This is a genomic window from Amycolatopsis sp. NBRC 101858, from assembly GCF_030269325.1.
GTDB classification, from domain to species: Bacteria; Actinomycetota; Actinomycetes; order Mycobacteriales; family Pseudonocardiaceae; genus Amycolatopsis; species Amycolatopsis ponsaeliensis.
The window spans coordinates 1,118,887-1,140,991 of the sequence record NZ_BSTD01000001.1; the positions used below are offsets into that span (position 1 = coordinate 1,118,887).

General features: G+C 71.5%; 18 protein-coding genes. 7 read left to right on the forward strand and 11 right to left on the reverse strand.

Features of this window, described 5'->3' with window-relative positions; translation table 11 throughout:
* The first annotated feature begins 14 nt into the window (after positions 1-14).
* On the forward strand, positions 15-1,583 hold the full coding sequence (locus tag QSK39_RS05295) for a TNT domain-containing protein (RefSeq protein ID WP_285476522.1): 1,569 nt from the start codon (positions 15-17) through the stop codon (positions 1,581-1,583).
* A complete protein-coding gene (locus QSK39_RS05300; RefSeq protein ID WP_285476523.1) occupies positions 1,580-2,413 on the forward strand; it encodes a ferredoxin in 834 nt (277 codons plus the stop codon). Before QSK39_RS05295 ends, QSK39_RS05300 begins: the two co-directional genes overlap by 4 nt.
* Here the strand turns inward: QSK39_RS05300 and ilvA are convergent.
* Positions 2,398-3,600 carry a threonine ammonia-lyase gene (gene ilvA, locus QSK39_RS05305; RefSeq protein ID WP_285476524.1) on the reverse strand — a complete coding sequence of 401 codons (1,203 nt, stop codon included), beginning with the start codon at positions 3,598-3,600 and terminating at the stop codon, positions 2,398-2,400. The two genes, QSK39_RS05300 and ilvA, sit on opposite strands and share 16 nt — an antisense overlap.
* Positions 3,601-3,696: 96 nt before the next feature.
* Between ilvA and QSK39_RS05310 the strand changes: the two genes are divergently transcribed.
* Positions 3,697-3,960, forward strand: a complete 264-nt coding sequence (locus QSK39_RS05310) for a hypothetical protein (protein WP_285476525.1) — start codon at positions 3,697-3,699, stop codon at positions 3,958-3,960.
* A 61-nt stretch (positions 3,961-4,021) separates the two neighbouring features.
* Here the strand turns inward: QSK39_RS05310 and QSK39_RS05315 are convergent, their stop codons facing one another.
* The 6 genes from QSK39_RS05315 to QSK39_RS05340 form a co-directional block, all read right to left on the reverse strand.
* Entirely contained in the window at positions 4,022-5,179 is a 1,158-nt protein-coding gene (locus QSK39_RS05315) for a cystathionine gamma-synthase (RefSeq protein WP_284749075.1), read from the reverse strand.
* Between the two features lie 34 nt (positions 5,180-5,213).
* The gene (locus QSK39_RS05320; RefSeq protein ID WP_285476526.1) at positions 5,214-5,648 is read right to left on the reverse strand and encodes a hypothetical protein; all 435 of its coding nucleotides are present in this window, start codon (positions 5,646-5,648) and stop codon (positions 5,214-5,216) included.
* A gap of 44 nt (positions 5,649-5,692) precedes the next feature.
* On the reverse strand, positions 5,693-6,085 hold the full coding sequence (locus QSK39_RS05325; protein ID WP_285476527.1) for a hypothetical protein: 393 nt from the start codon (positions 6,083-6,085) through the stop codon (positions 5,693-5,695).
* 408 nt (positions 6,086-6,493) lie between these two features.
* Complete coding sequence (locus tag QSK39_RS05330) at positions 6,494-8,023, reverse strand: hypothetical protein (protein ID WP_285476528.1); 1,530 nt, start codon at positions 8,021-8,023, stop codon at positions 6,494-6,496.
* 128 nt (positions 8,024-8,151) lie between these two features.
* Positions 8,152-9,522 (reverse strand): cystathionine beta-synthase, encoded by a 1,371-nt coding sequence (locus tag QSK39_RS05335; RefSeq protein ID WP_284749071.1) that lies wholly within the window; start codon positions 9,520-9,522, stop codon positions 8,152-8,154.
* 340 nt (positions 9,523-9,862) lie between these two features.
* Positions 9,863-10,810: a pentapeptide repeat-containing protein gene (locus QSK39_RS05340; RefSeq protein ID WP_285476529.1), complete on the reverse strand. Its 948-nt coding sequence runs from the start codon at positions 10,808-10,810 to the stop codon at positions 9,863-9,865.
* 126 nt (positions 10,811-10,936) lie between these two features.
* Between QSK39_RS05340 and QSK39_RS05345 the strand changes: the two genes are divergently transcribed.
* Positions 10,937-12,157, forward strand: a complete 1,221-nt coding sequence (locus QSK39_RS05345; RefSeq protein ID WP_285476530.1) for an acetyl-CoA C-acetyltransferase — start codon at positions 10,937-10,939, stop codon at positions 12,155-12,157.
* Positions 12,158-12,407: 250 nt separating this feature from the next.
* Here QSK39_RS05345 and QSK39_RS05350 read toward each other — a convergent pair whose 3' ends face one another.
* The 4 genes from QSK39_RS05350 to QSK39_RS05365 all read right to left on the reverse strand — a co-directional run bounded on the left by QSK39_RS05350 (position 12,408) and on the right by QSK39_RS05365 (position 17,187).
* Positions 12,408-13,943 (reverse strand): DHA2 family efflux MFS transporter permease subunit, encoded by a 1,536-nt coding sequence (locus QSK39_RS05350; RefSeq protein WP_285476531.1) that lies wholly within the window; start codon positions 13,941-13,943, stop codon positions 12,408-12,410.
* A 64-nt stretch (positions 13,944-14,007) separates the two neighbouring features.
* Positions 14,008-15,276: a YeeE/YedE family protein gene (locus tag QSK39_RS05355; protein WP_285476532.1), complete on the reverse strand. Its 1,269-nt coding sequence runs from the start codon at positions 15,274-15,276 to the stop codon at positions 14,008-14,010.
* A 168-nt stretch (positions 15,277-15,444) separates the two neighbouring features.
* The gene (locus tag QSK39_RS05360) at positions 15,445-16,149 is read right to left on the reverse strand and encodes an LppU/SCO3897 family protein (RefSeq protein ID WP_285477934.1); all 705 of its coding nucleotides are present in this window, start codon (positions 16,147-16,149) and stop codon (positions 15,445-15,447) included.
* 204 nt (positions 16,150-16,353) lie between these two features.
* Positions 16,354-17,187 (reverse strand): Bax inhibitor-1/YccA family protein, encoded by an 834-nt coding sequence (locus tag QSK39_RS05365; RefSeq protein WP_285476533.1) that lies wholly within the window; start codon positions 17,185-17,187, stop codon positions 16,354-16,356.
* Positions 17,188-17,507: 320 nt separating this feature from the next.
* On the opposite strand from QSK39_RS05365, the gene QSK39_RS05370 reads away from it, so the two are divergent.
* The 3 genes from QSK39_RS05370 (at position 17,508) to QSK39_RS05380 (ending at position 22,017) form a co-directional block, all read left to right on the forward strand.
* On the forward strand, positions 17,508-18,962 hold the full coding sequence (locus QSK39_RS05370) for a collagen binding domain-containing protein (RefSeq protein ID WP_285476534.1): 1,455 nt from the start codon (positions 17,508-17,510) through the stop codon (positions 18,960-18,962).
* Between the two features lie 294 nt (positions 18,963-19,256).
* Positions 19,257-19,922, forward strand: a complete 666-nt coding sequence (locus tag QSK39_RS05375) for a class F sortase (protein WP_285477935.1) — start codon at positions 19,257-19,259, stop codon at positions 19,920-19,922.
* A 100-nt stretch (positions 19,923-20,022) separates the two neighbouring features.
* Positions 20,023-22,017 carry an SDR family oxidoreductase gene (locus tag QSK39_RS05380; protein ID WP_285476535.1) on the forward strand — a complete coding sequence of 665 codons (1,995 nt, stop codon included), beginning with the start codon at positions 20,023-20,025 and terminating at the stop codon, positions 22,015-22,017.
* Positions 22,018-22,105 lie beyond the last annotated feature (88 nt).

Genomic DNA, 22,105 nt, shown 5'->3' on the forward strand with positions numbered 1-22,105 from the left:
AAGGATCCGCGCTCATGCCTCGTGACGCCTCGCAGTGGCGGGAGCAGTCGCACGAAGTGGGCAACGCCCTCGTCGACGCCGTGCCCCCGGGATGGCGGCGGATCGAACTGGTGAGCCGCCTCAACGTCGACGTCGAGGACTTCGTCCTGACGGTCCTGATGGAAGACGGCAGCCGGCCCGCGATCGCGGTGCCGGACGCGGTCGCGCCCGCGGTCCGCGGCATGCGGAAAGCGTTCCACCAGCCGGAAGACGGCACGTGGTTCTCGATGCGGTACCTGCTCGACGCGCCGGGGCGCGTCCAGACGCTGTTCAACCTCGACTGGGACCCGCGCTGGTCACCCGCCATCGACCCGGCGGGCTGGGTGCGCGACCTCGACGCCTTCCCGCGGGAACCCGAGAACATCCAGCCGTGGCTGCGCACGCTGCTCGCCGACGCCGGCCGGCCGGTGCCCGAGGACATCCCGGTCGCGCTGCCGGACCCGCCGCTGGATCCCGAGGGCCAGAACTGGTACTGGCAGCAGATCGGGAACATCGTCTCGATGTCCGTGCCGCCGGACTGGGCGCAGGTGATGCTGACCTACCGCGCGATCGGCGACCACGTCGAGCTGCCGGTGATGGTCCGGCGCGTCACCGACGGCGGGCTGTACCTCTGGGAGCCACCGGCCGAAGTCGGCGAGCTGCTCGCCGCGCTGCGCGCCGGGATGTACCGCGAAGGCCGCGGGACGTGGTTCCAGGTCGTCGCGCACATCGCGCTCAACTCGAGCGCCGAGTACACCTACACGTGGGACGACGAGCCGGCGTGGGACCGGCCGCGACCGGCCGGCGAGTTCCCCCGTGAGCTCGCGCGGTTCCCGCGGACCGGCGACGCGCTGCCGGACTGGCTGGCCGAGGCGGTCGGCACGGCGACGCCCGCCGGCGCGGCGGACCCCGAGGCCGCGGCCAAGGACGCGTTGCGCGCGGCCGAAGACGCCGCCGCCGAGCTCGAAATCGCCCCGGCCCGCTACCGCATCGGCGAGATCGCCGACGGCGCCTGGTGCCTGGTCCCCGAAGGCGACGGCTGGGCGGTGTTCCGGGCCCAGGGCGAAGACCGGCTGGAGCTCGCCACCTTCCCGAGCGCGGTGGCGGCCGTCCGCTACTTCACCGGGCACCTGTACCTGAACCGCGCCGCCTTCCGCGACGAGCTCCCCCCGGACGCCAAGCGGGCCACGGCGGAGTGGCCCATCCAGCCCGTCGGCGGCGATGTCGGGTTGCAGATGTACGGCGGGAAGCGGCTGGTGACGCTGCCGCCGGGCACCGAGCTGGACCGCTACGGCGAACCGGCGGGCAACACGCTGTACGCGGCGCGGACCGAGTGGGAGAACCGGTCCGAACCCGCCGAGATCCGTGACTGGGCCTTCCACGTCTACCGCCTGCGGCGGCCGGTGCGGGCGCTGACCGGCACCGTCATCGCCTGGTACGACCAGCCCGGCGGCGGGACGGCCTACGTGCTCGAACGGTCCGTGGCCGACCTGCTGGCCGACGGCACCCTCGAGGAGATCCCGCAGGCGACCACCCGGCCGCCCGAGCCGGGGCCGGGGCGATGAGCACGCCGCTGGGGCCGGACCAGCAGCACCAGCTCGTCGCGCAGATCGGCCAGGGACTGGCGTCGATGGCGCCGCCGGGCACGTGGCGGCAGGTCCGGACCGAGTACCGGGCGGTCGGCAGGCACATCGAGGCCGACGTCGTCGTCACCGGGCACGACGGCACGCCCCGCGCGGTGCAGCCCCCGCCCGACCTGCTCCAGCTGCTGGGCACGCTCCGCGCGGGCATGTACCGGCCGGGCCTCGGGACCTGGGTGAGCGCGGTGGTGCTCGTCGACGCCGTCCAGGGCGTCAGCGCGGACTTCACCGCCGACCGGGAGCCGCAGTGGCGGCGCACCCCGCCGCCGATCGGCTTCCAGGACGAGCTGCGGTTCTTCCCGCGCGCCGACGAGCACGTCCCGCCGTGGCTGCGTGAGCGCGCCGGGCTGACCCCGCCGGCTCCCGGCGAGGTCCGGACGCCGCGGATCCACGACGGCCTCGACGAGGCGGGCCGCCCGCTCATCCGCCGTCAGCAGCTCGCCCCGGCCGAAGCCGAGCGCGTGCTCGCCTACCTCGACGCGGCGCCGGTCATCCTGGCTTCGCGCAGCAACGGCCCGGACGCGTTCGCGCCGGACCGCACGGACGCCGTGCCGATGAACTTCCGCACCGACGGCGCTTGGGCCTGGCCCGGCGCGGTGGCGTACTACCTGCGCGAGCACGGGGTGCCGCCGGACCCGGACCTGGTCGCCCACATCCGGGCCCGCCGCTTCACCGCCCCACCGGAGGTCCCCGAGCCGGCGAAGGACCTGGCCCTCGCCGCGATCACCGGAGAACAGCCTCAGACCACCGTGTAACCCGCGTTGGTCAGCGCGATCTCGAGGTCCTTGCAGTGCTCGGGACCGCGGGTCTCGAGCGCCAGGACGACGTCGGCCTCGCCGAGGTCGAGGCTGCCGGAGATCCGGGAGTGCTCGACGTCGAGGACGTTCGCGCCCAGTTCGCTCACGCAGGACAGCACGCCCACCAGCGACCCCGGGCGGTCCGGGACCCGCAGGTGCAGGCGCAGGTAGCGGCCGCCCGCCGTCATGCCGTGCTGGATGATCTGCAGGAGCAGCACCGGGTCGACGTTGCCGCCCGAGAGGATCGCGACCACCGGCGGTTCGAAGATCCCCGGGTGCTGCAGCAGCGCCGCGACCGTCGCCGCGCCCGCCGGCTCGACCACCAGCTTGCGGCGTTCCAGGCAGAGCAGCACCGCGCGGGAAAGGGACTCCTCGGTGACCGTCACGACGTCGTCCACCAGCGACGCGACGTGCGCGAAGCTGACCGGGCCCGGCTCGCCGACCGCGATCCCGTCGGCCATCGTCGACGTCGAGCTCAGCCGCACCGGCGCGCCCTGGGCCAGCGACGGCGGGTACGCGGCCGCCTCTTCGGCCTGCACGCCGACGACGCGCACATCCGGGCGCACCGCCTTCACCGCCGACGCGACCCCGCCGGCCAGCCCGCCGCCGCCGGTCGCGACCAGGATCGTCTTCACGCCCGGCACCTGCTCGAGGATCTCGAGGCCGACGGTGCCCTGGCCGGCGATGACGTCCGCGTGGTCGAAGGGGTGGATGAACACCGCGCCGGTCCGCTCGCCGAACTCGATCGCCGCGGCGAGGGTCTCCTCCAGCAGCGCGCCGTGGAGGTGGACCTCGGCGCCGTACCCGCGGGTGGCGGCGAGCTTCGGCAGCGGCGCCCGCAGCGGCATGAAGACGGTGGACTTCGCCCCGAGCAGCGACGACGCGAGCGCGACGCCCTGCGCGTGGTTGCCGGCACTGGCCGCGACGACGCCGCGGTCGCGTTCGGCCTGGCTGAGGCCGTGGATGCGGGTGTAGGCGCCGCGGATCTTGAACGACCCCGTGCGCTGCAGGTTTTCGCACTTCAGGTGCACCGGACCGCCGTGGAGCCGGCGCAGGTCGCGCGCGTGCTCCATCGGCGTCACCCGGGTCACTCCGCGTAGGAGGTCCCGGGCGGCCTGGATCCGCTCGATGGTCACGAGTTCCATGGCCGGAGGTTATGCCACTCAGGAACTCCACAGGTTGACCGGACCTGGAGCCGGGTACCCTGGGCGTGTCAACACGCGGTAAACAGGGAGCAACACATGGCACGGGGGAACGACTCGCACCGGGCGCGCGCCACCCGGTCCGCCGGGCTGGTTCCGCTCGTGATCGGGCTGGCCTCGGCCGCGGCGCTGACCGGAGCCGCGTACTTCACGGTGGACAGCGCTTCGTGCGGGTCCCCGGCCCAGTACATCCGCCACGACAGCCACGTCGAGCTGGTGGGCGGCTGCGTGGACGGCGCGAACCTGCCGGCGACGGGCACCCCGAAGTCGGGTGGCGTCGTGCACGGCAACTACAACCCCTGATCTTCAGCACGCGAAAACGGCGCCGGAGCAGCTCCGGCGCCGTTTTGCTGTGTCCGAGGGGTCAGCCCAGGGCGGTCAGCAGGTCCGCGACCAGGTCGCGGCCGTCCTCGATGCCGACCGACAGGCGCAGCAGGTCGGCCGGGACCTGCAGGGTCGAGCCCGCGGTGCTCGCGTGGGTCATCTTGCCCGGGTGCTCGATCAGGGACTCGATGCCGCCCAGCGACTCGGCCAGGATGAACAGCTTCGTGCGGGACGCCACCTCCAGCGCCGCCTGCTCGCCGTCCGCGTGGCTGAACGAGACCATCCCGCCGAAGCGGCGCATCTGCTTCGCCGCCGTCTCGTGGCCGGGGTGCTCCGGCAGGCCCGGGTAGTAGACCTTCGCGACCTTCGGGTGCTTGACCAGCGCCTGCACGACCAGCTCGGCGTTGTCGCTGTGGCGCTCCATGCGCAGGGCCAGCGTCTTGATGCCGCGCAGGGTCAGCCACGCGTCGAACGGCCCGGGCACCGCGCCCGCGGCGTTGCGCAGGTAGAACAGCTGCTCGCGCAGCTCGTCCTCGTTCGTGATCACCGCGCCGCCGACGACGTCGGAGTGGCCGCCGAGGTACTTCGTCGTCGAGTGCAGGACGATGTCCGCGCCCAGCGAGAGCGGGTTCTGCAGGTACGGCGTCGCGAAGGTGTTGTCGACCACCAGGCGAGCGCCGGCGTCGTGCGCGACCCCGGCCAGCGCGGCGATGTCGGCGATGCCGAGCATCGGGTTGGTCGGCGACTCGCACCAGATCAGCTTCGTCTCGGGCCGGATCGCGGCGCGCACCTCGTCGAGGTTCGCCAGGTCGGCGACGGTGTGCTCGACGCCCCACAGGCTGAGCACCTTGTCGATCAGGCGGAACGTGCCGCCGTACGCGTCGTTGCCGAGCACGAGGTGGTCACCGGGGCGCAGGGTACTGCGCAGCACCACGTCGGAGGCCGCCATGCCGGACGCGTAGGCCAGCGCGTGCCGGCCGCCTTCCAGCGAGGCCAGCGCCTCCTCCAGCGCCGAGCGGGTCGGGTTCGCGGTGCGCGAGTACTCGTAGTCACCCTCGCGGGTCCCGCCGACGCCGTCCTGCGCGTAGGTCGAGGTCTGGTAGATCGGCACGATCACCGCGCCGGTGCGGGGGTCTGGCTTCTGACCGGCGTGGATCGCGCGGGTCTCGAATCCCAGTACGGAGTAGTCGTCCACCATGGGGTAAGCGTACGGCGAGGCCCTGACATTCCCGTCAGGTGGGACGGATCTCAATGCCGCACCACCGGGCGGTGGGCGCGGACACGGCGAGCAGCAGCGTCGCCACGGCCGGCGGCACCACCAGGGCCAGCGCGGTCAGGCCGCCCATCGCCAGGTCGCCGGGGCCTTCGAAGGTGAGTCCGCAAGCTGCGAGAACCGCCGAAGTCAGCGTCGCGAGCAGCGCCGCCGAGCTCCCGGCGATGCAGCCGATCCGGCCGATCGGCTGCCGGCGCAGCAGCAGGACGCCGCCGGGCAGCAGCGTCGAAGCGAGCACGGCGTCGACCGCGGTGTGGACGCCCACGCGACCGGCGTCACCGGGGAACCGAGCCAGCGCGACGACGTCCAGGACGAGCCCGGCCAGGTAGAGCAGCCCGCCGAGCAGGGCGAGCACCGCGGCGGCGAGCGCCGTCCGGTCTTCGGTTCGGGTCACGGCTGCCGAGGATACGGTCGATCACCGACGGTGACCGGCGCGGGTCACCAGCCCCGGGACGAATAGGCCTCCTGGCCCGCCCACATCGGCACCGACGGCGTGCGGTAGCGCAGGTAGCGGAAGGTCGGCGGCAGCAGCGCCAGGATCAGCACCAGCACCGCCAAGCCGGCCAGGCCCACCCGGTCCACCATCGCGAACCCGCCGTGGGTGAACATCGCGTCCGCGAACCGCGCCAGCGGAACGCCCACCGACAGCGGCTCCATCAGCAGCGCGCCGATGGCCAGCAGGGCACCCAGGCCGAGCAGGATCGCACCGGCCGTCGCGCGGAAGAACGTCGTCAGCGCGCCCAGCAGGAGCACGAGCCCGGCGGCGAGGTAGGCGGCGAGGTCCACGAGCACCCAGCCCGGCAGGGCACCGAGGCTGAATTCGGCGGGCATGTCGAGAAAGATCCGGACCGGGACATATCCCGCGGCGACGGCAGCGGCAAGTCCGAGCAAGCCGGCGAGGATCGCCGTTACTCCGGACGGCCGAGTCGATGAATACGAATGCGAACGCGACACCGGATATCCGCGCGGACCGGTCACAACTCCCCCATCAGCAGAGCACGGGACTACGGCGTTCACCCTAGTCGGGAAAGGGGGAAGTGACTCCGAAAGAGAACGGAATTCGGCCGGACGGCGGAACCCAAGATCATTTTCCTGCGGTAGCGGCAGAAATGCTGTCACGAGACCGGGATGACCTTCGATACCGCGCATTTGTCCATTTGAGACAATTTCTCACCGGCGGTTTTAATGCAACGTGCCCCGGAGCCGAATGGGCTCCAGGGCACGTTTTGGTGTACTAGTTCACCACTGCTGTTGCTGCGGCGGCTGGCCGGGCTGGCCGAACCCGCCGCTCGGCGGGCCCTGCTGGCCCGGGGGCTGGCCCCAGCCCTGCGGCGGCTGGCCCGGCTGCTGCTGCGGGTAGCCCTGCGGCTGGCCGTACCCGCCCTGCTGCGGCGGCTGGCCCGGCTGCGGGAAGCCCCCGCTCGACGGCTGCGGGAACCCGCCGCTGGACGGGTTGGGCCCGCCCGGCTGGCCGTAGCCCGGAGGCTGGCCGTAACCCTGGCCCGGCTGCCCCGGCTGGCCGAAGCCGCCCTGCTGCTGGCCGAACCCGCCCGGCTGACCGGGCTGACCCGGCTGGCCGAACCCGCCCGGCTGCTGCGGGCCACCGAAACCGCCCTGCGGCGGTCCGCCGAAGCCCTGCGGCCCACCCGGCGCGGCACTGCCGGCACCGAGGCCGACGAACTGCTGCGTCGCCGGGATGAACCCGAGCACACCCACGATGAGGATCAGCACGCCGAGGATCAGCGGCGGGAGCCCGAGGCCGAAGGTGCTCCGCTCGGAAGCGGAGGCCTGCGCGAGCGTCGCGGCGTTCGGCGTCATCCCGATCTTGAGCAGCAGCGCGAAGACCGTGAGCAGCGCGCCGCCCGCGACGATCGCGATCGGGACGAACTTCTTGAGCCCGCCCAGCTTGCCCGCGAGCGCCAGCCCGACGCCACCGGCGAGGGAGACCAGCGCGCCCACCAGGATCATGATCACGTAGAACCAGACCAGGCCCGGGCCGATGATCCCGGCCTCGTCGAGCACCTTGTCGATCGCCGCCTGGTCGGGCGCGAGGTCGAAGATCTTCGAGTAGTCGCTCGCGTCGCCCATGTAGCTGAAGGCGATGATCAGCGCGATCAGGCCCAGGAGGGCGACCACGCCGCCGGCGATGTAGCCGAACAGGCCGTTGCCCCCGGCCGACGGTCCGCCGAACTGCGGCGGCTGACCGCCGAAGCCGGGCTGCTGGGGGCCGCCGAAGCCGGGACCGCCGAAGCCCTGCGGCGGCTGACCGGGCTGCCCCGGCTGGCCGAAGCCCGGCTGCTGGCCGAACCCGCCCGGCTGACCGGGCTGGCCCTGCTGGCCGAAGCCACCCTGCTGGCCGTAACCACCCTGCTGGCCGAACGCCGCGGCCGGGTTGTCGGCCGCGCTCGGCGGCGGGGCGTACGGGATCGCCGGCGGCTGGGAACCCGGCGGGACCAGCTGCGTGGAGTCCGCGATCGGGGCGTCGCCGCCGCCGGCCGGGTTCACCATCTGCGTCGCGTTCGCGTCGACCGGCGGCATCGCCTGGGTCGCGCCCGCCCCGCCGTCACCCGGGTGGCCCGGCTGGACGACCTGCGTCGGTTCGGGCGTCTCCCCGAACGGGGAACCGCCCTGGGGCTGGGCGGGCTGCACGACCTGGGTCGGTTCCGGGCTGCCGAACGGGTTGTCCTGCTGCGGCTGGGGGCCACTCGGCGGGCCCTGAGGTGGCTGGCCGCCACCCCACGGCTGGTTCGGTGGCTGCGGTGCACTCATGTGGGTCTTGAACCCCCTTGACGAGGACGCGAAAGTGTTCTATTTGCGCTCACGCTATCGGATCACCCGGCAGGGCGCTCGTAACGCCCCGGCCGGGTGCGCCGATTACGTCTTTTCACAGCTCCCGCTCAGCGGCCGGCGAGGAAGCCCAGGAGGTCGTGCCGGGTGACGACCCCGGCCGGCTTGCCGTCGACCAGCACGAGCGCGCCGTCGGCACCCTCGAGCGCCGTCATCGCGGCACTCACCTGCTCGCCACCGCCGATGGTCGGCAGCGGCGGGGACATGTGCCGGTCGAGGCGGTCGGCCAGCTGGGCCTTGCCGGTGAACAGCGCTTCGAGCAGGTCACGCTCGTTGACCGCGCCGACGACCTCGGCGGCCATCACCGGCGGCTCCGCGCTGACCACGGGCATCTGGCTGACGCCGAACTCGGCCAGGATCGCGATGGCCTCGGCGACCGTCTCGTTGGGGTGCGAGTGCACGAGGTTGGGCAGCGAGCCGCTCTTCTTCGTGAGCACGTCGGCGACCGTCGCGCCGGAGGAGTCGGGCGGCAGGAAGCCGTAGGAGGACATCCAGGTGTCGTTGAACACCTTCGTCAGGTAGCCGCGGCCGCCGTCGGGCAGCAGCACGACCACGACGTCGTCCTCGGTGAGCCGCTCGGCGAGCTTCAGCGCGGCGGCGACGGCCATCCCGCAGGAGCCGCCGACCAGCAGGCCCTCCTCCAGCGCGAGCCGGCGGGTGACCTGGAAGGAGTCGGCGTCGGAGACCGGGATGATCTCATCGGCGATGTTCCGGTCGTAGGTCTCCGGCCAGAAGTCCTCGCCGACGCCCTCGACCAGGTACGGGCGGCCGCTGCCGCCGGAGTAGACCGAGCCCTCCGGGTCGGCGCCGACCACGAGCACGCGGCCGTCGCTGACCTCCTTGAGGTACTTGCCGGTGCCGGAGATCGTACCGCCGGTGCCGACGCCCGCGACGAAGTGGGTGATCTTCCCGTCGGTCTGCTTCCACAGCTCGGGGCCGGTGGAGAGGTAGTGGCTCTCCGGGTTCTGCGCGTTGGCGTACTGGTTGGGCTTCCAGGCGCCGTCGATCTCGCGGACCAGGCGGTCGGAGACGTTGTAGTAGGAGTCCGGGTGCTCGGGCGCCACCGCGGTCGGGCACACCACGACGCGGGCGCCGTAGGCCTTGAGGACGTTGCGCTTGTCTTCGCTGACCTTGTCCGGGCAGACGAAGACGCACTGGTAGCCCTTGCGCTGCGCGACCATGGCCAGCCCGACGCCGGTGTTGCCGGACGTCGGTTCCACGATCGTGCCGCCGGGGCGCAGCTCGCCGGAGCGTTCGGCCGCCTCGATCATGCGCAGCGCGATCCGGTCCTTGACCGAGCCACCCGGGTTCAGGTACTCGACCTTGGCCAGCACGAGCGGCTTGAGCCCCTTGGTCAACGAGTTCAGCTTGACCAGCGGGGTGTTGCCCACGAGGTCTGCGATGTGCTCTGCGTACTCCACGCCCGCCAGCCTAAACGGCCGACCGGTGGCGTTGTCCACTCGTGGCGGACCCGGCCCCGGGGGCCTCCGGGTGCGCGTCGGTGATCACGGGTCGCGAGCGCGAGGTCGGACCGCCCGGGGAGACCACCGGCAGCCACCAAGCTGCTCGTCTACCCCGGTACCGGCCCGAGGGCCGCCGCACGCTGAGCCGTCATCCCGTCCCGGAGGTTCCGCCCGGCACCGATCGCGGCAGGGCAGCCCGTCCGAAGAGGGGAGGGAGGCGCACAAGCGTGCGGTCCGATAACCATCGCCAGTTCACCTCCTGCGTCAGGAATGGCGACCTACTATTGCTGCGACGATCCTATCGGCGTTCCGGTTGCCCAGGATCGGCCTTTCGTGTCAATCGTGACCACTCTCTCCGGTCGGCGATCGGCCGTTCTTCCCAGTCCGGTGGCCAGGTCCGCCGGAAGCCGCCTTGCGCCTCGGCGCCGGCGAGCCGGGCGGCGGACTTCGTGCCGAAATCGGCCGGACCTGCGAAAACGGCGCCGTGGAAGCTGTCGCGATCGCCACCGAAAACGGTTCCGCGGAAATCGACGCGGCCGGCGAAGTGCGCTTGGTTGAAGTCCGCTTTCGTGCGGAATTCGGTGCCGCGGAAGGAAGCGAGTTCGAGAAACCGGGTTTCGAAGCACACGATCGACCGGATCGAACAGTGGGTGAGGTTCAGCCCGACGAGCGTCGCCCCGGAGAAGTCGAGGTCGACGTCCGGCCAGAAGTCCCCGCTCGGCTCGTCCCCGGAGCCGGGGCGCAGGTGCAGCATCAGGATGCGCTGCGCGGTCTTGCGGACCTGCAGCTCCTCGGCGTTCTTCGCGTTGTGCTTGAAGGGCATCCGCAGGTAGGCGCAGAGGACGTTGACGATGGTCTGCCGGTGCTCGGGGTACCCGCCGGCCAGCCGTTCGAGGGAGTACAGCCCGGCGAGGCGCACGGGGGCCTTGTCGCTGCCGAGCTGGTCGGCGGCCTTGCCGTAGATCTCGGTGATCCGGCGTTCGGTGGCGTCGTGCTCCTTCTGCACGAGGTCCAGCTCGGCCGACCGCTGCCGCCGGGCGGCGAGCAGCAGCGCGGCGGCACCCCCGGTCCCGACGACGATGTTGGCGGCCGTCCGCAGCGCGTCGAGCCGGGCGACGTCCTCCGGTCGGCCCCTACCCAGGAGCGTCAGCAGCAGCGCGGCGGCCACCCCGGCGACGACCAGCAGGCCGGCGCCCCACAGCAGGATGGTCCTGGTCCGCAGCACTCGCTCCAGCCGGTTCCCCACCGGGGTGATCCTGCCAGTCCCCGGAGAAGCTCACACCGTCTTCGGCTTTCTCCCCGGCGCGGTACACGGCACTATGGTGAGCAACCGCTTAGCCGCTTAGCTCGCGATACGAGGATGTGTCACGTCATGCCTGAAGCCGTCATCGTCTCCACCGCTCGCTCGCCGATCGGCCGTGCCGGGAAGGGCTCGCTGGTCAGCATGCGGCCCGACGACCTGACCGTGCAGATGGTCCAGGCGGCACTGGCCAAGGTGCCGCAGCTCGACCCCGCCGACATCGACGACCTGATGCTGGGCTGCGGCCTGCCGGGCGGCGAGTCCGGGTTCAACATGGGCCGCGCCGTCGCCGTCGAGCTCGGCTACGACCACCTGCCCGGCTGCACCATCACCCGCTACTGCTCTTCCAGCTTGCAGACCACCCGGATGGCGTTCCACGCGATCAAGGCCGGCGAGGGCGACGTCTTCATCTCGGCCGGCGTCGAGACCGTCTCGCGGTTCGCCAAGGGCAGCTCGGACTCGTGGCCGGACACGCACAACCCGCTGTTCGCCGACGCCGAGAAGCGGACGGCGGCGACCGCCGAGTCCGGCACCGACAGCTGGAGCGACCCGCGCACCTCGGGGGACGTCCCGGACGTCTACATCGCGATGGGCCAGACCGCGGAGAACCTGGCGCGGCTGAAGGGCGTCACGCGCGAGGACATGGACGAGTTCGGCGTCCGCTCGCAGAACCTGGCCGAGAAGGCCATCGCCGACGGCTTCTGGGCCAAGGACATCACCCCGGTGACCCTCCCGGACGGCACGGTCGTCTCGAAGGACGACGGCCCGCGAGCCGGCGTGACCATCGAGGGCGTCTCGGGGCTGAAGCCGGTGTTCCGCCCGGACGGCCGCGTGACGGCGGGCAACTGCTGCGCGCTCAACGACGGCGCGGCGGCGCTGGTCATCATGTCCGACGTGAAGGCGCGCGAGCTGGGCCTGACGCCGCTGGCCCGGATCGTGTCGACCGGCGTGACGGGGCTGTCGCCGGAGATCATGGGCTACGGGCCGGTGGAGGCGTCCAAGCAGGCGCTGTCCCGCGCGGGCCTGTCGATCGGCGACATCGACCTGGTCGAGATCAACGAGGCGTTCGCGGCGCAGGTGATCCCGTCGTACCGCGACCTGGGCATCGACCTCGACCGGCTGAACGTCAACGGCGGCGCGATCGCGGTGGGCCACCCGTTCGGCATGACGGGCGCGCGCATCACGTCGACGCTGATCAACTCGCTCCAGCACCACGACAAGCAGTTCGGCCTGGAGACGATGTGCGTGGGCGGCGGCCAGGGCATGGCGCTGATCATCGAACGCCTCTCCTGACGCTTTGACGACGAAGGCCGCCACCGGGATCCGGTGGCGGCCTTCGCCGTGTTCAGAGGGTCGACACGTGTGATTCGGAGGTCGACACGCGTGATTGAGGGGTCGACACGGCGAACCCCGGACGGCGGGGCCGTGTCGACCCTCTGATCACGCGTGTCGACCCTCCAGTCACGCGTGTCGACCCTTGGATCACACCGCGGAGGGTCGGCTCGCGTGCCTGGAGGGTCGGCTCGCGTGCCTGGGCGGTCGGCTAGTGGACCATCACCGGGGGTGTGATCTCGTCGCCGTCTTGCGAGGGCGCCGGGGTTGCCGGGCGGGACTTCGGCAGGAACAGCGCCGGGATCACGCACAGCACCACCAGGACCAGGGACCACACGAACGTCGTCGAGAACGCGTCCGCCGCCAAGCCCGTTGCCTCGTTGTGCGTCGCCGGGTTCAGGATCGCCGCCGTTGCCGCCAGCTGACCCTGGGCCGTCGGGACGCCGAACTTGCCCGCCAGCAGGGCCGCCAGGATCGTCGCCATCACCGCCGAGCCGATCGCGCCCGCCGTCTGCTGGACGATGTTCGTCGCCGTCGATGCTCGGGCCATGTCCTTCGGCTGCAGCGTCTGCAACGCCGACGTCGTGATCGGCATCATCGTGCAGCCCATGCCCAGGCCCATCACGAACAGCGCCGACAGCAGGACCCAGTACGGCGTGGTCGCGGTGACCTGCGTCAGCATGGCCATCGAACCGACCAGCAGCACCATGCCCGGCAGCACGATCCTGCGCGCGCCCACCTTGTCGGCCAGGCGGCCGGTGATCGGCATCATGATCATCGCGCCGAAGCCCTGCGGGGCCAGCAGCAGCCCCGCGTGCAGCGTCGTTTCGCCGCGCACCAGCAGGAAGTACGTCGGCAGCAGCATCATCCCGCCGAGGAACGCGACGAAGAACAGCGACATCGTCACCATCGCGATCGTGAACGACCGGTTCTTGAACAGCCGCAGGTCCACCAGCGGGTTCGGCACGCGCAGCGCCCGCACCACGAACGCGACCAGCAGCACCACCCCGGCCAGCACCGGCAGCCACACCTCGACCGCGCCGAACCCGCCCGCCGACGGGACCTTCGAGACGCCGAAGATCAGCGCCGCCAGCCCCGGCGACACCATCAGCATGCCGACGAAGTCGAAACGCCCGGTGGCTTCCGGTTCGTCCTTCGGCAGCAGCCGCCACGACAGCAGCAGCGTGATCACGCCGATCGGCACGTTGATGAAGAAGATCCAGCGCCAGCTCACCGCGTCGACCAGCCAGCCGCCCAGGATCGGGCCGCCGATCGGGCCGAGCAGCATCGGCACGCCCAGCACCGCCATCACGCGCCCGATCCGCTGCGGGCCGGCCGCGCGGGTCAGGATCGTCATGCCGCACGGCATCAGCATGCCGCCGCCGAAGCCCTGCAGGACGCGGAAGACGATCAGCGTTTCGATGTTCCAGGCCGCCCCCGCGAGCATCGAGCCCGCCAGGAACAACACGATCGCGAGCATGTAGAGCCGCTTGGTGCCGAAGCGGTCGGACGCCCAGCCGGTGACCGGGATCACGGTCGCCAGCGCCAGCAGGTAGCCCGTGGCGACCCACTGGATGACGTCGAACGACGTCGAGAACTCGATCGTCAGCTTCTGCAGCGCGACGTTGACGACCGTGGTGTCCAGGATCGCCATGATGGCGCCCAGGACGACCACGGAGGCCACCTTCAGGACACCGGCGTCGAGCGCGTCACCGTTCGGCGCCGAGCCGGTTCTTTGCGTAGTCATAAGGAAGAAGTCCCCCAGGTTCGTGGATTCGTCCGCGAGAGTACCGGGGGACCCCGACAAAAAATCAGCAGATGCTGTCCGTCGGCACCGGGTTCGCCAGCCCGAACAGCGGCCGCAGCTTCAGCCCGATCCACGTGCCGCCGAGCGCGAACACGCCCCACAGCCAGCCGTGCAGGCTGCCGGTCGAGATGCCGCCGAGGTACGCGCCGATGTTGCAGCCGCCCGCCATCCGCGCGCCGACGCCCATCATGATCCCGCCGAGGACCGCGGCCAGCGCCGTGCGCCACGGGATCGAGCTGTGGATCTTCCACGCGCCCGCGGCCGCCGCGGCCACCGCCGCGCCGATCATGATCCCGATGTCGGTGAGGCTGTTCTTGTCCTTCCAGATCGGGTTGGCCAGCGACGTCGCGTTGGGCTTCTGCTGCCAGAACTCCCAGGACTCCGGGTGCAGCCCGAACACCTGCAGGATCTTGGCGCCCCACAAGGAAAACGCGCTCGTGACGCCCCAGATCCCGCCGGAGACCAGGAACACCGCGCCGGCCAGCACACCCAAGACGACCGCGCCGGCGAGGACCGGCCACGAGCCGCGGAAGATCCGCGCGAGCCCGTGCGCGGTCGGCACGGCGTCCACCGGCGGTGGCGTGCGGCGGCGCTGCACCACGCGGGTGACCAGCACGATCCCGGCGAGCACGGCGATCGTGATCGCCCACGAGCCGAACCAGCCGACGTGGTCGGCCAGCAGCACGCCCTTGAGCTCGGGCCAGCCGCTCAGCACCGGGTACGCCCACGTGTAGAGCACGGACCCGGTGATGAACCCGCCCAGCGTCAGCACGATCGTCGACTGCCCCGACCCGACCGCGAACAGCGTGCCGGACGCGCACGCGCCGCCGAGCTGCATGCCGATCGCGAAGAGCGTCGCGCCGACGAAGAGGGCGAGCCCGAGCGGGCTGGCCGTCGGCGCGGGTTTGCTGCCGAACAGCCCGGCGCCGGTGCCGGCGATGAGCGCGATCAGCGTCGCGGCCGTGCCGAGCAGGAGGGTGTGGGCGCGCAGGCCCTGGCCGTTGCCGACGGCGATCAGCTGCCGCCACGCCGAGGTGAAGCCGAACCGCGAGTGGAACAGCGCCAGCCCGAGGCCCAGGCCGAGCAGCAGCAGGACGCCGAACTTGGCGCCGTAGCTCGCCCAGACGTACCAGGTCAGGCCGGCCGCGAGGACGCCCGCGACGGCCAGCGGCACCACGCGGACGGGTTCCTCCGGCTGCGGGACGGGCGCGGCGCAGGAGGTGGGGAAGTCGAGGAACTTCTTTTCACCGGCAGGGGATTCGGTCGTCGCCACCAGTACTCCAGGCTCGGGCGGGAAGGACGACCCAAGTTAGGTCCGGTGATCGCTTTTCCGCAGCTCGTCGCACAGTGTGGGACGAACGGAGCAATCCGGGTACCCCTGAACGCGAAGAAGGCCTCCTCGCGAAGCACGCGAGAAGGCCTTCGACGAGGCTGGTGGCCGCTAGTTCGTCTTGACGCACATCGTCGTCGGCGGCTGCGGGTAGACCGCGACGCGCGTGGCGTCCGTGCCCTCGCAGACGCTGTCGCTCGCCTGGCCCTCGACGACCTTCACGAGCTCGGCGTCCTTCGTCGGGTCGCTGCAGGGAACCTTCTGGTAGCCCTTGGTCTGCGACGAGAAGTTCGCCAGGCAGTCGCCCTGCTTCGCGTTGATCATCAGGCACAGCTTGTACGAGCTGCGGCCGCTGACCGAGTAGGTGTCGTAGCCGGCGTCGGAACCACCGGGGCAGTCGTCGCTCGCGCTGTCGAGCTTGGCGGCGATCTTGACGTTGGCCTTCGGGTCGCCGCAGTCGGCCTTCGCCGGGTCGTCGCCGCCCCGGGTGAACTCGGTGATCGAGAGGCAGTCACCGACGTTGGAGCTGGCCGGCGAGCTCTTGAAGGCGAAGTACCCGGCGATCACGACGCCGATGAGCACGACGACGCCGATGCCGAGGCCGATGAACCGGCCGGCCTTCGACTTCTTCGGCGGGGCCGGCGGCGCGGGCGGGAAGCCGGGCTGGCCGGGCGGCGGCGGGTACTGGCCCGGCGGCGGGCCGTACTGGCCGGGCTGGCCCTGCGGCGGGGTGCCGGGCGCGCCGTACTGGCCCTGCTGGCCGTACTGCTGCGGCTGACCGCCCGGAGGCGGCCCGTAGGGATCGGGCTGACCCACCGGCTGCTGGCCCCCGGGGGCCGGAGGGGGAACGCTCACTGTGAACCTCACACATGTGAAATTGAGAACCGACCGGGACATCAAACACGCAGGGTGAGCATGATCCGCACCGGGGTCCCCATATGCACGAATTACCCACAGAAAAGGCGCCCCGTTGATTACGGAGCGCCTTCACTGTGTCGCCTATCGGAACTGTGAGCCAGGTTACTCGCGGAGGTAGGACAGCAGCCGCAGGATCTCCAGGTACAGCCAGACGAGCGTGGTCATCAGGCCGAACGCGGTGTACCAGGCCCACTTCGACGGCATGCCCTCGCGGATCATCCGGTCGGCCTGGTCGAAGTCGAGCAGGAAGCTGAACGCCGCGATGCCGATGCACAGGATGCTGAAGGCGATGGCGAGCGGGCTGCCGTCGCGCAGCGGGTTGAAGCCGAAGGCGAACGAGCTGATCAGGTTGAACAGCATCAGGATCGCGACGCCGACGACGGCCCCGACGATCCACTTGGTCAGCTTCGGCGTCACCTTGACCGCGCCGGTCTTGTAGACGACCAGCATGCCGATGAAGACACCGACGGTGCCGATGATCGCCTGCAGCGCGATGCCCGGGTAGATCACCTCGAACACGCCGCTCAGCGCGCCGAGGAAGAGACCTTCGGCGGCCGAGTAGACGAGCGTCAGCGGGCCGCTCGGCTTCTGCTTGAAGATGATCACCAGCGAGATGACGAGCCCGACGATCAGGCCGCCGATCATCGCGCCGATCAGGGCACCGGAGAGCCGGCCGGTCTCGGCCAGCTGGTTCTGGGCCCAGATCGCGGTCACGATCCCGACGAGCAGCGCGACGCCGAGGCTCATGCCGGTCTTGACGACGACGTCGTCGACGGTCATCGGCCGGTCGTCGTCGCCGGAGGTGACCTGCCCGGGTCCGTACCCGGGCACGCCGCCCTGGGTCTGGTTGAAGCCCACCGGGGGCCCGTACTGCCCGTGAGTCTGGGTTCCGCCGCGGGGCAGGTTGCGGAACGCCGGGTTGCTACTGGAACGCACCTGATCCTCCTGGATCTGCTGCTTCGTGGATCGACGCTGCATCGGGTTCAACGACCGCCGGGTACGTGCGGTTCCCGTCGAGTAAAGACGACTTTACTCGACGGCAGGCCCGTGGCCACGGCAGACACGGTATGCGACCGAGATCACGACCGTTCGACCACCGCCACCCGAAGGGCGGTAGACAGTCCGGCCCCTTCGGCGCGACGCTCACCTGGCGTGCCCGGTTGTTCACCGTACGCGCGTCGGGGAGTTGATCAATCGTGTGACCTGCGGCGACGCCGTTGTCGTTGCCGCGCGTCCGACGAAGGAGCCTACACACCATGAGGTGGTCAACACCTTCGCGCGCGAGCGTCCGCGCGCTCACCGGCCTGGTCGCCGCGGCCTTGCTCGGCACGCTGTCCGTGACCGTCGGCGCCCCCGCCGCGTCCGCCGCGAGCCAGGAGGGCATCGGCCACGCGGTCGAGCCCGGCCAGGCGGGCACCGGCAGCCGCAACTGGCTGGGGTCCTACGTCGTCGGCGGGCAGCAGGTCTTCTGCGTGAGCTTCCAGCTCAAGGCGCCGGACACCGACGAGGTGTACAAACCGGGCGACGAGCTGCTGACGAAGTGGGGCACGAAGCTCCCCGCCGACCAGGCGGCGAACATCTCGTACCTGCTGCTGCGCTACGGCGACACGAAGAAGCCGGACGAGGCCGCGGCGCTGGCGCACCTGCTGCACTCCTGGACGTCGGCGCCGCGCACTCCCGCGGACCTCGACCCGTCGCTGCCCGCCGCGAAGCTCGGCTACGACGCGCCGTTCCACCTCAAGGGCCTGCCCGCGGGTGCCCAGGCCGCCGTCGAAAAGCTGAAGACGGAGGCCGAGGCCAACCGCGGCCCGTGGACGGCGTCGGTGACCACCCCCGAAGGCGACCAGCACGTCGGCGAGCCCGCCGAGTGGACGGTCACCGTGAAGAACGCGAAGGGCAAGGGCGTCCCGGACGTCCCGGTGAAGCTGACGGCGACCGCCGCGACGGTCGGCGAGGACGCCGCTGCCACCACCGCGGGGAACGCGAGCCCGCAGGCCGCCGCGAAGGACGTCACGCTCAAGACGGACGCCGACGGCGCGGTGCGGGTGAAGCTGACCCCGGCCGGCGAGCGGCCGAAGCTGCTGGCGTCGCTGGCCGCGCCGGCCGACCGCCCGTACGTGCGGGCGCCGGTCGACACCGCGAAGCAGCGCGTCGTCTCCACCGGCGGCGAGAAGGAGCTGACGGCGCAGGGCGTGGTCAACGTCGCGAAGCCGGGGCTGGTGAAGGTGACGAAGACCGACGCGAACACGGGCAAGGGCGTCGGCGGCGCGGTCCTGCGGATCACGGGCAAGGACAAGAAGTCGGCGGCGCTGGGCCAGGACGGCAAGCCGCTCACCGGCGCCGACGGCAAGCCCGCGGTCGTGACGACCGACGGCACGACCGGCGGCGTGACGGTCGAGAACCTCCGCGCGCCGCAGGAGATCTGCGTGGTGGAGGCCGGCCCGCCGCCGGGGTACACGAACGCGTACGACCCGGAGAACCCGCCGTCGGCGTGCGGCACGGTGAAGCCGGGCGAGACGCTCGCGTTGACGGTGGCGAACAAGCCGAACGAGGTCCCGCGCGCGATCCCGGCGGGCGACGCACCGGTCGTCCAGGCGCGGGGTGTGGTCGAGACGAGCTATTCGGCGCCGGGGCTGGCCGGACTGGGTCTGCTGGTGCTGCTGGGCTCCGGCCTGGTCGGCTTCGCCGCGCGGCGGGCTTCGCGCAGGTAGTCCGCGATGGCAGGCAAAGACTGGCAGGACGACAGCTGGTTCGTCGACGAGTGGCGAGGCGACCGGCAGAGCGGTGACGCCTGGCAAACCGGCGACGGCGGGCAGAGCACCGACTGGCAGGCCGCCGATCACCGGCAAGCCGCCGGCCGACCGGCGAGCGGCAGCCGACCGAGCAGCGAGTGGCCGCCGAGCGCCGACTGGCAAACCGGCGACGCCTGGCAACGCGACACCGAGCCCGACCCCTGGCAACGCGGCCACCGCACTCGAGCCGCGCCGAAAGCCGGCCGCACCCGCTTGATTGCCGGCTTCGCGCTCGGGGCGGCCACGGTGCTCGCGGTCCAGTTCGGCTCCACCGTCGTCACCTCGCCGCCGGTTGCCGTCGTGGCCGGGACCGCGCTGCCTGCCGCCGGGGCCGCCGCTCCGGCCGCCCGGCCGTCCGCTCCCGCGCCACCGCCGCCGGTCACGACGAGTGCCGCGCCGGCCGCGCGGACCTCGACCGCGCCGCCGCCACCTCCGCCACCGCAACAACCCGGGACCGTCCGGCTGCCCGCCGGCGGCACCGCCGCGCTGGTGCGCAAGGACCTCGGCCCCGGCGGCGAGCTGCCGATCCCGAACGACCTCGGCCAGGCGACCTGGTGGGGCGCCGCCCTCGATGCCGCCGGTGGGGCGAGCGTCTTCGCCGGGCACGTGAACTGGCGGGGCGCCACCGGGCCGTTCGCCGAGCTCTGGAACGCCGAGATCGGCGCCGCCGTGACCATTGTGGACAGTGCGGGCAAGACCTGGCACTACCGGATCTCCCAGCTGGTCACGGTGCACAAGGACGACCTGCCCGCCCGCGCCGACGACCTCTTCGGCCAGTCCGGCCCGCACCGCGTCGTGCTGGTCACCTGCGGGGGCCGCTGGGTCGGCGGTTCGGACGGCTACGAGGAGAACCGCGTCGTCGTCGCGGACCCCGCCTAAGTTACTCGTGGGTAACATCACGTCCCGCCACGGTGGTCAGTGACGCCCGCATGCAGCAGAATGCCCAGGGTCAGGGATGCGGGCGAGAGGTGTGAAGACGATGGCGACGTTCTTGGTGACCGGGGCGACCGGACTGATCGGGCGCCAGTTCACCCGCTTGCTGCTCTCCCGCCCCGACGACGACCGCGTCGCGCTCGTCGTGCGCGCGTCGAGCAAGCCGAAGCTGGCCGCGCTGGTCGACCAGTGGCCGCACTCCGACCGCGTCACGCTGGTCACCGGCGACCTCGGCGAGCCGCTGCTCGGCGTGTCCGAAGCGGACCGCGAGGAGCTGCGCGGGCACGTCGACCACGTCGTGCACCTGGCCGCGCTCTACGACCTCACCGCCGACGACGAAGAAAGCGTCAAGGCCAATGTGGACGGCACGCGCGCCGTCGTGGACCTCGCCGCGGACCTGCGCGCCGGGTGCCTGCACCACGTGTCTTCGGTGGCCGTCGCGGGCGACCACGAAGGCGTCTTCACCGAGGAGATGTTCGACGCCGGGCAGCGGCTGGTCACGCCGTACCACCGGACCAAGTTCGAGGCCGAGAAGATCGTCCGCGAGCAGGACGAGGTGCCGTGGCGGGTGTACCGGCCCGCGGTCGTCGTCGGGCACTCCGAGACCGGCGAGATGGACAAGATCGACGGCCCGTACTACCTCTTCCCCGCGATCAACCGGCTCGCCGGCCTGCCGGACGTCCTGCCGATCGTCGGCCCCGACCTCGGCGACACCAACATCGTGCCGGTCGACTACGTCGCCAAGGCGCTGCTGGAGCTGGTCGTCAAGCCCGGCCTCGACGGCCGCGCCTTCCACCTGGTCAACCCCGAGCCGCAGCCGGTCGTGTCCGTGTACAACGCCTTCGCGAAGGCCGCGGGCGCGCCGACGATCAGCGTGCAGCTCGGCGAAGGCCTCTCCAAGCGGATCGTCGGGCTGGTCAAGCTGACCGAGCACATCCCCGGCGTCACCATCGCCCGCGACGCCGTCATGGAGCGGTTCGGCATCCCGCCGGTGCTGCTGGAGACCATGGCGTTCCCGTCGGTGTTCTCCTCGGCCGAGACGCGCAAGGCGCTGGCCGGCAACGTCGAGGTCCCCCGGCTGGAGGAGTACGCGCCGACGCTGTGGCGCTACTGGCGCGAGCACCTCGACCCGTTCCGCGCGCGCAAGCACGGCCCGCGCGGTGAGCTGGACGGCCGCCGCGTGATCATCACCGGCGCGTCCTCGGGCATCGGCCGCGCGACGGCGCTCAAGGTCGCGGCCGCGGGCGGCGTCCCGCTGCTCGTCGCCCGCCGGCAGCACGAGCTCGAAGAGGTCCGCGACGAGATCGTCGCCGCCGGCGGCACGGCGTCGGTGTACCCGGCCGACCTCACCGACGAGGACTCGGTGCACAAGGCCGTCGACGCGATGCTGGCCGAGCACGGCCGGATCGACATGCTGGTCAACAACGCCGGCCGGTCGATCCGCCGGTCGATCAAGCTGTCCTACGACCGGATGCACGACTACGAGCGCGCGATGGCGATCAACTACTTCGGCGCGGTCCGGCTGATCCTCGCGGTGCTGCCGCACATGTCGGAGCGGAAGTTCGGGCACATCGTGAACGTGTCGTCGATCGGCGTCCAGGGCATCGCGCCGCGCTTCTCGGCGTACGCGGCGTCGAAAGCGGCGCTGGACTACTTCTCGCGGATCGCGGCGACCGAGACGCACGGTGACGGGATCACGTTCACCACCATCCACATGCCGCTCGTGCGCACGCCGATGATCCGGCCGACGAAGATCTACGACGCGTTCCCGACGAAGTCGCCGGAACAGGCCGCGGACATGGTGATGAAGGCGCTCGTCGAGCGGCCGAAGCACATCGGCACGCCCGCCGGGCAGGCGATCGGGCTGGCCTACACGCTCACGCCGGGGCTCACCGACGCCGTCGCGTACCAGGGTTTCCGGATCTTCCCGGATTCGACCGCGGCGGGCGGTTCGGGCCGGCTCAAGATCGGGCGTGGCGAGATTCACCTTTCCCGCGCCGCGATGGCGTTGGCCCGGCTTTCCCGTGGGTTCCACTGGTAACGCTGCGTTTCGGGGGTGCCGCCATTCCGGCGACGCGCCGCCAGGACCGCGACACGTGTTGGTGATTTGTTAAGCCGACCGGCGTAAG

What these genes read in the sequence shown, in the direction of transcription:
- QSK39_RS05295 (WP_285476522.1), top strand. Translation starts at nt 15, where the DNA reads ATGCCTCGTGACGCCTCGCAGTGGCGGGAGCAGTCGCACGAAGTGGGC.
- QSK39_RS05310 (WP_285476525.1), top strand. Translation starts at nt 3,697, where the DNA reads ATGGCACGGGGGAACGACTCGCACCGGGCGCGCGCCACCCGGTCCGCC.
- QSK39_RS05315 (WP_284749075.1), bottom strand. Translation starts at nt 5,179, where the DNA reads ATGGTGGACGACTACTCCGTACTGGGATTCGAGACCCGCGCGATCCAC.
- QSK39_RS05330 (WP_285476528.1), bottom strand. Translation starts at nt 8,023, where the DNA reads ATGAGTGCACCGCAGCCACCGAACCAGCCGTGGGGTGGCGGCCAGCCA.
- QSK39_RS05345 (WP_285476530.1), top strand. Translation starts at nt 10,937, where the DNA reads ATGCCTGAAGCCGTCATCGTCTCCACCGCTCGCTCGCCGATCGGCCGT.
- QSK39_RS05370 (WP_285476534.1), top strand. Translation starts at nt 17,508, where the DNA reads ATGAGGTGGTCAACACCTTCGCGCGCGAGCGTCCGCGCGCTCACCGGC.
- QSK39_RS05380 (WP_285476535.1), top strand. Translation starts at nt 20,023, where the DNA reads ATGGCGACGTTCTTGGTGACCGGGGCGACCGGACTGATCGGGCGCCAG.
- ilvA (WP_285476524.1), bottom strand. Translation starts at nt 3,600, where the DNA reads ATGGAACTCGTGACCATCGAGCGGATCCAGGCCGCCCGGGACCTCCTA.
- QSK39_RS05350 (WP_285476531.1), bottom strand. Translation starts at nt 13,943, where the DNA reads ATGACTACGCAAAGAACCGGCTCGGCGCCGAACGGTGACGCGCTCGAC.
- QSK39_RS05325 (WP_285476527.1), bottom strand. Translation starts at nt 6,085, where the DNA reads ATGCCCGCCGAATTCAGCCTCGGTGCCCTGCCGGGCTGGGTGCTCGTG.
- QSK39_RS05300 (WP_285476523.1), top strand. Translation starts at nt 1,580, where the DNA reads ATGAGCACGCCGCTGGGGCCGGACCAGCAGCACCAGCTCGTCGCGCAG.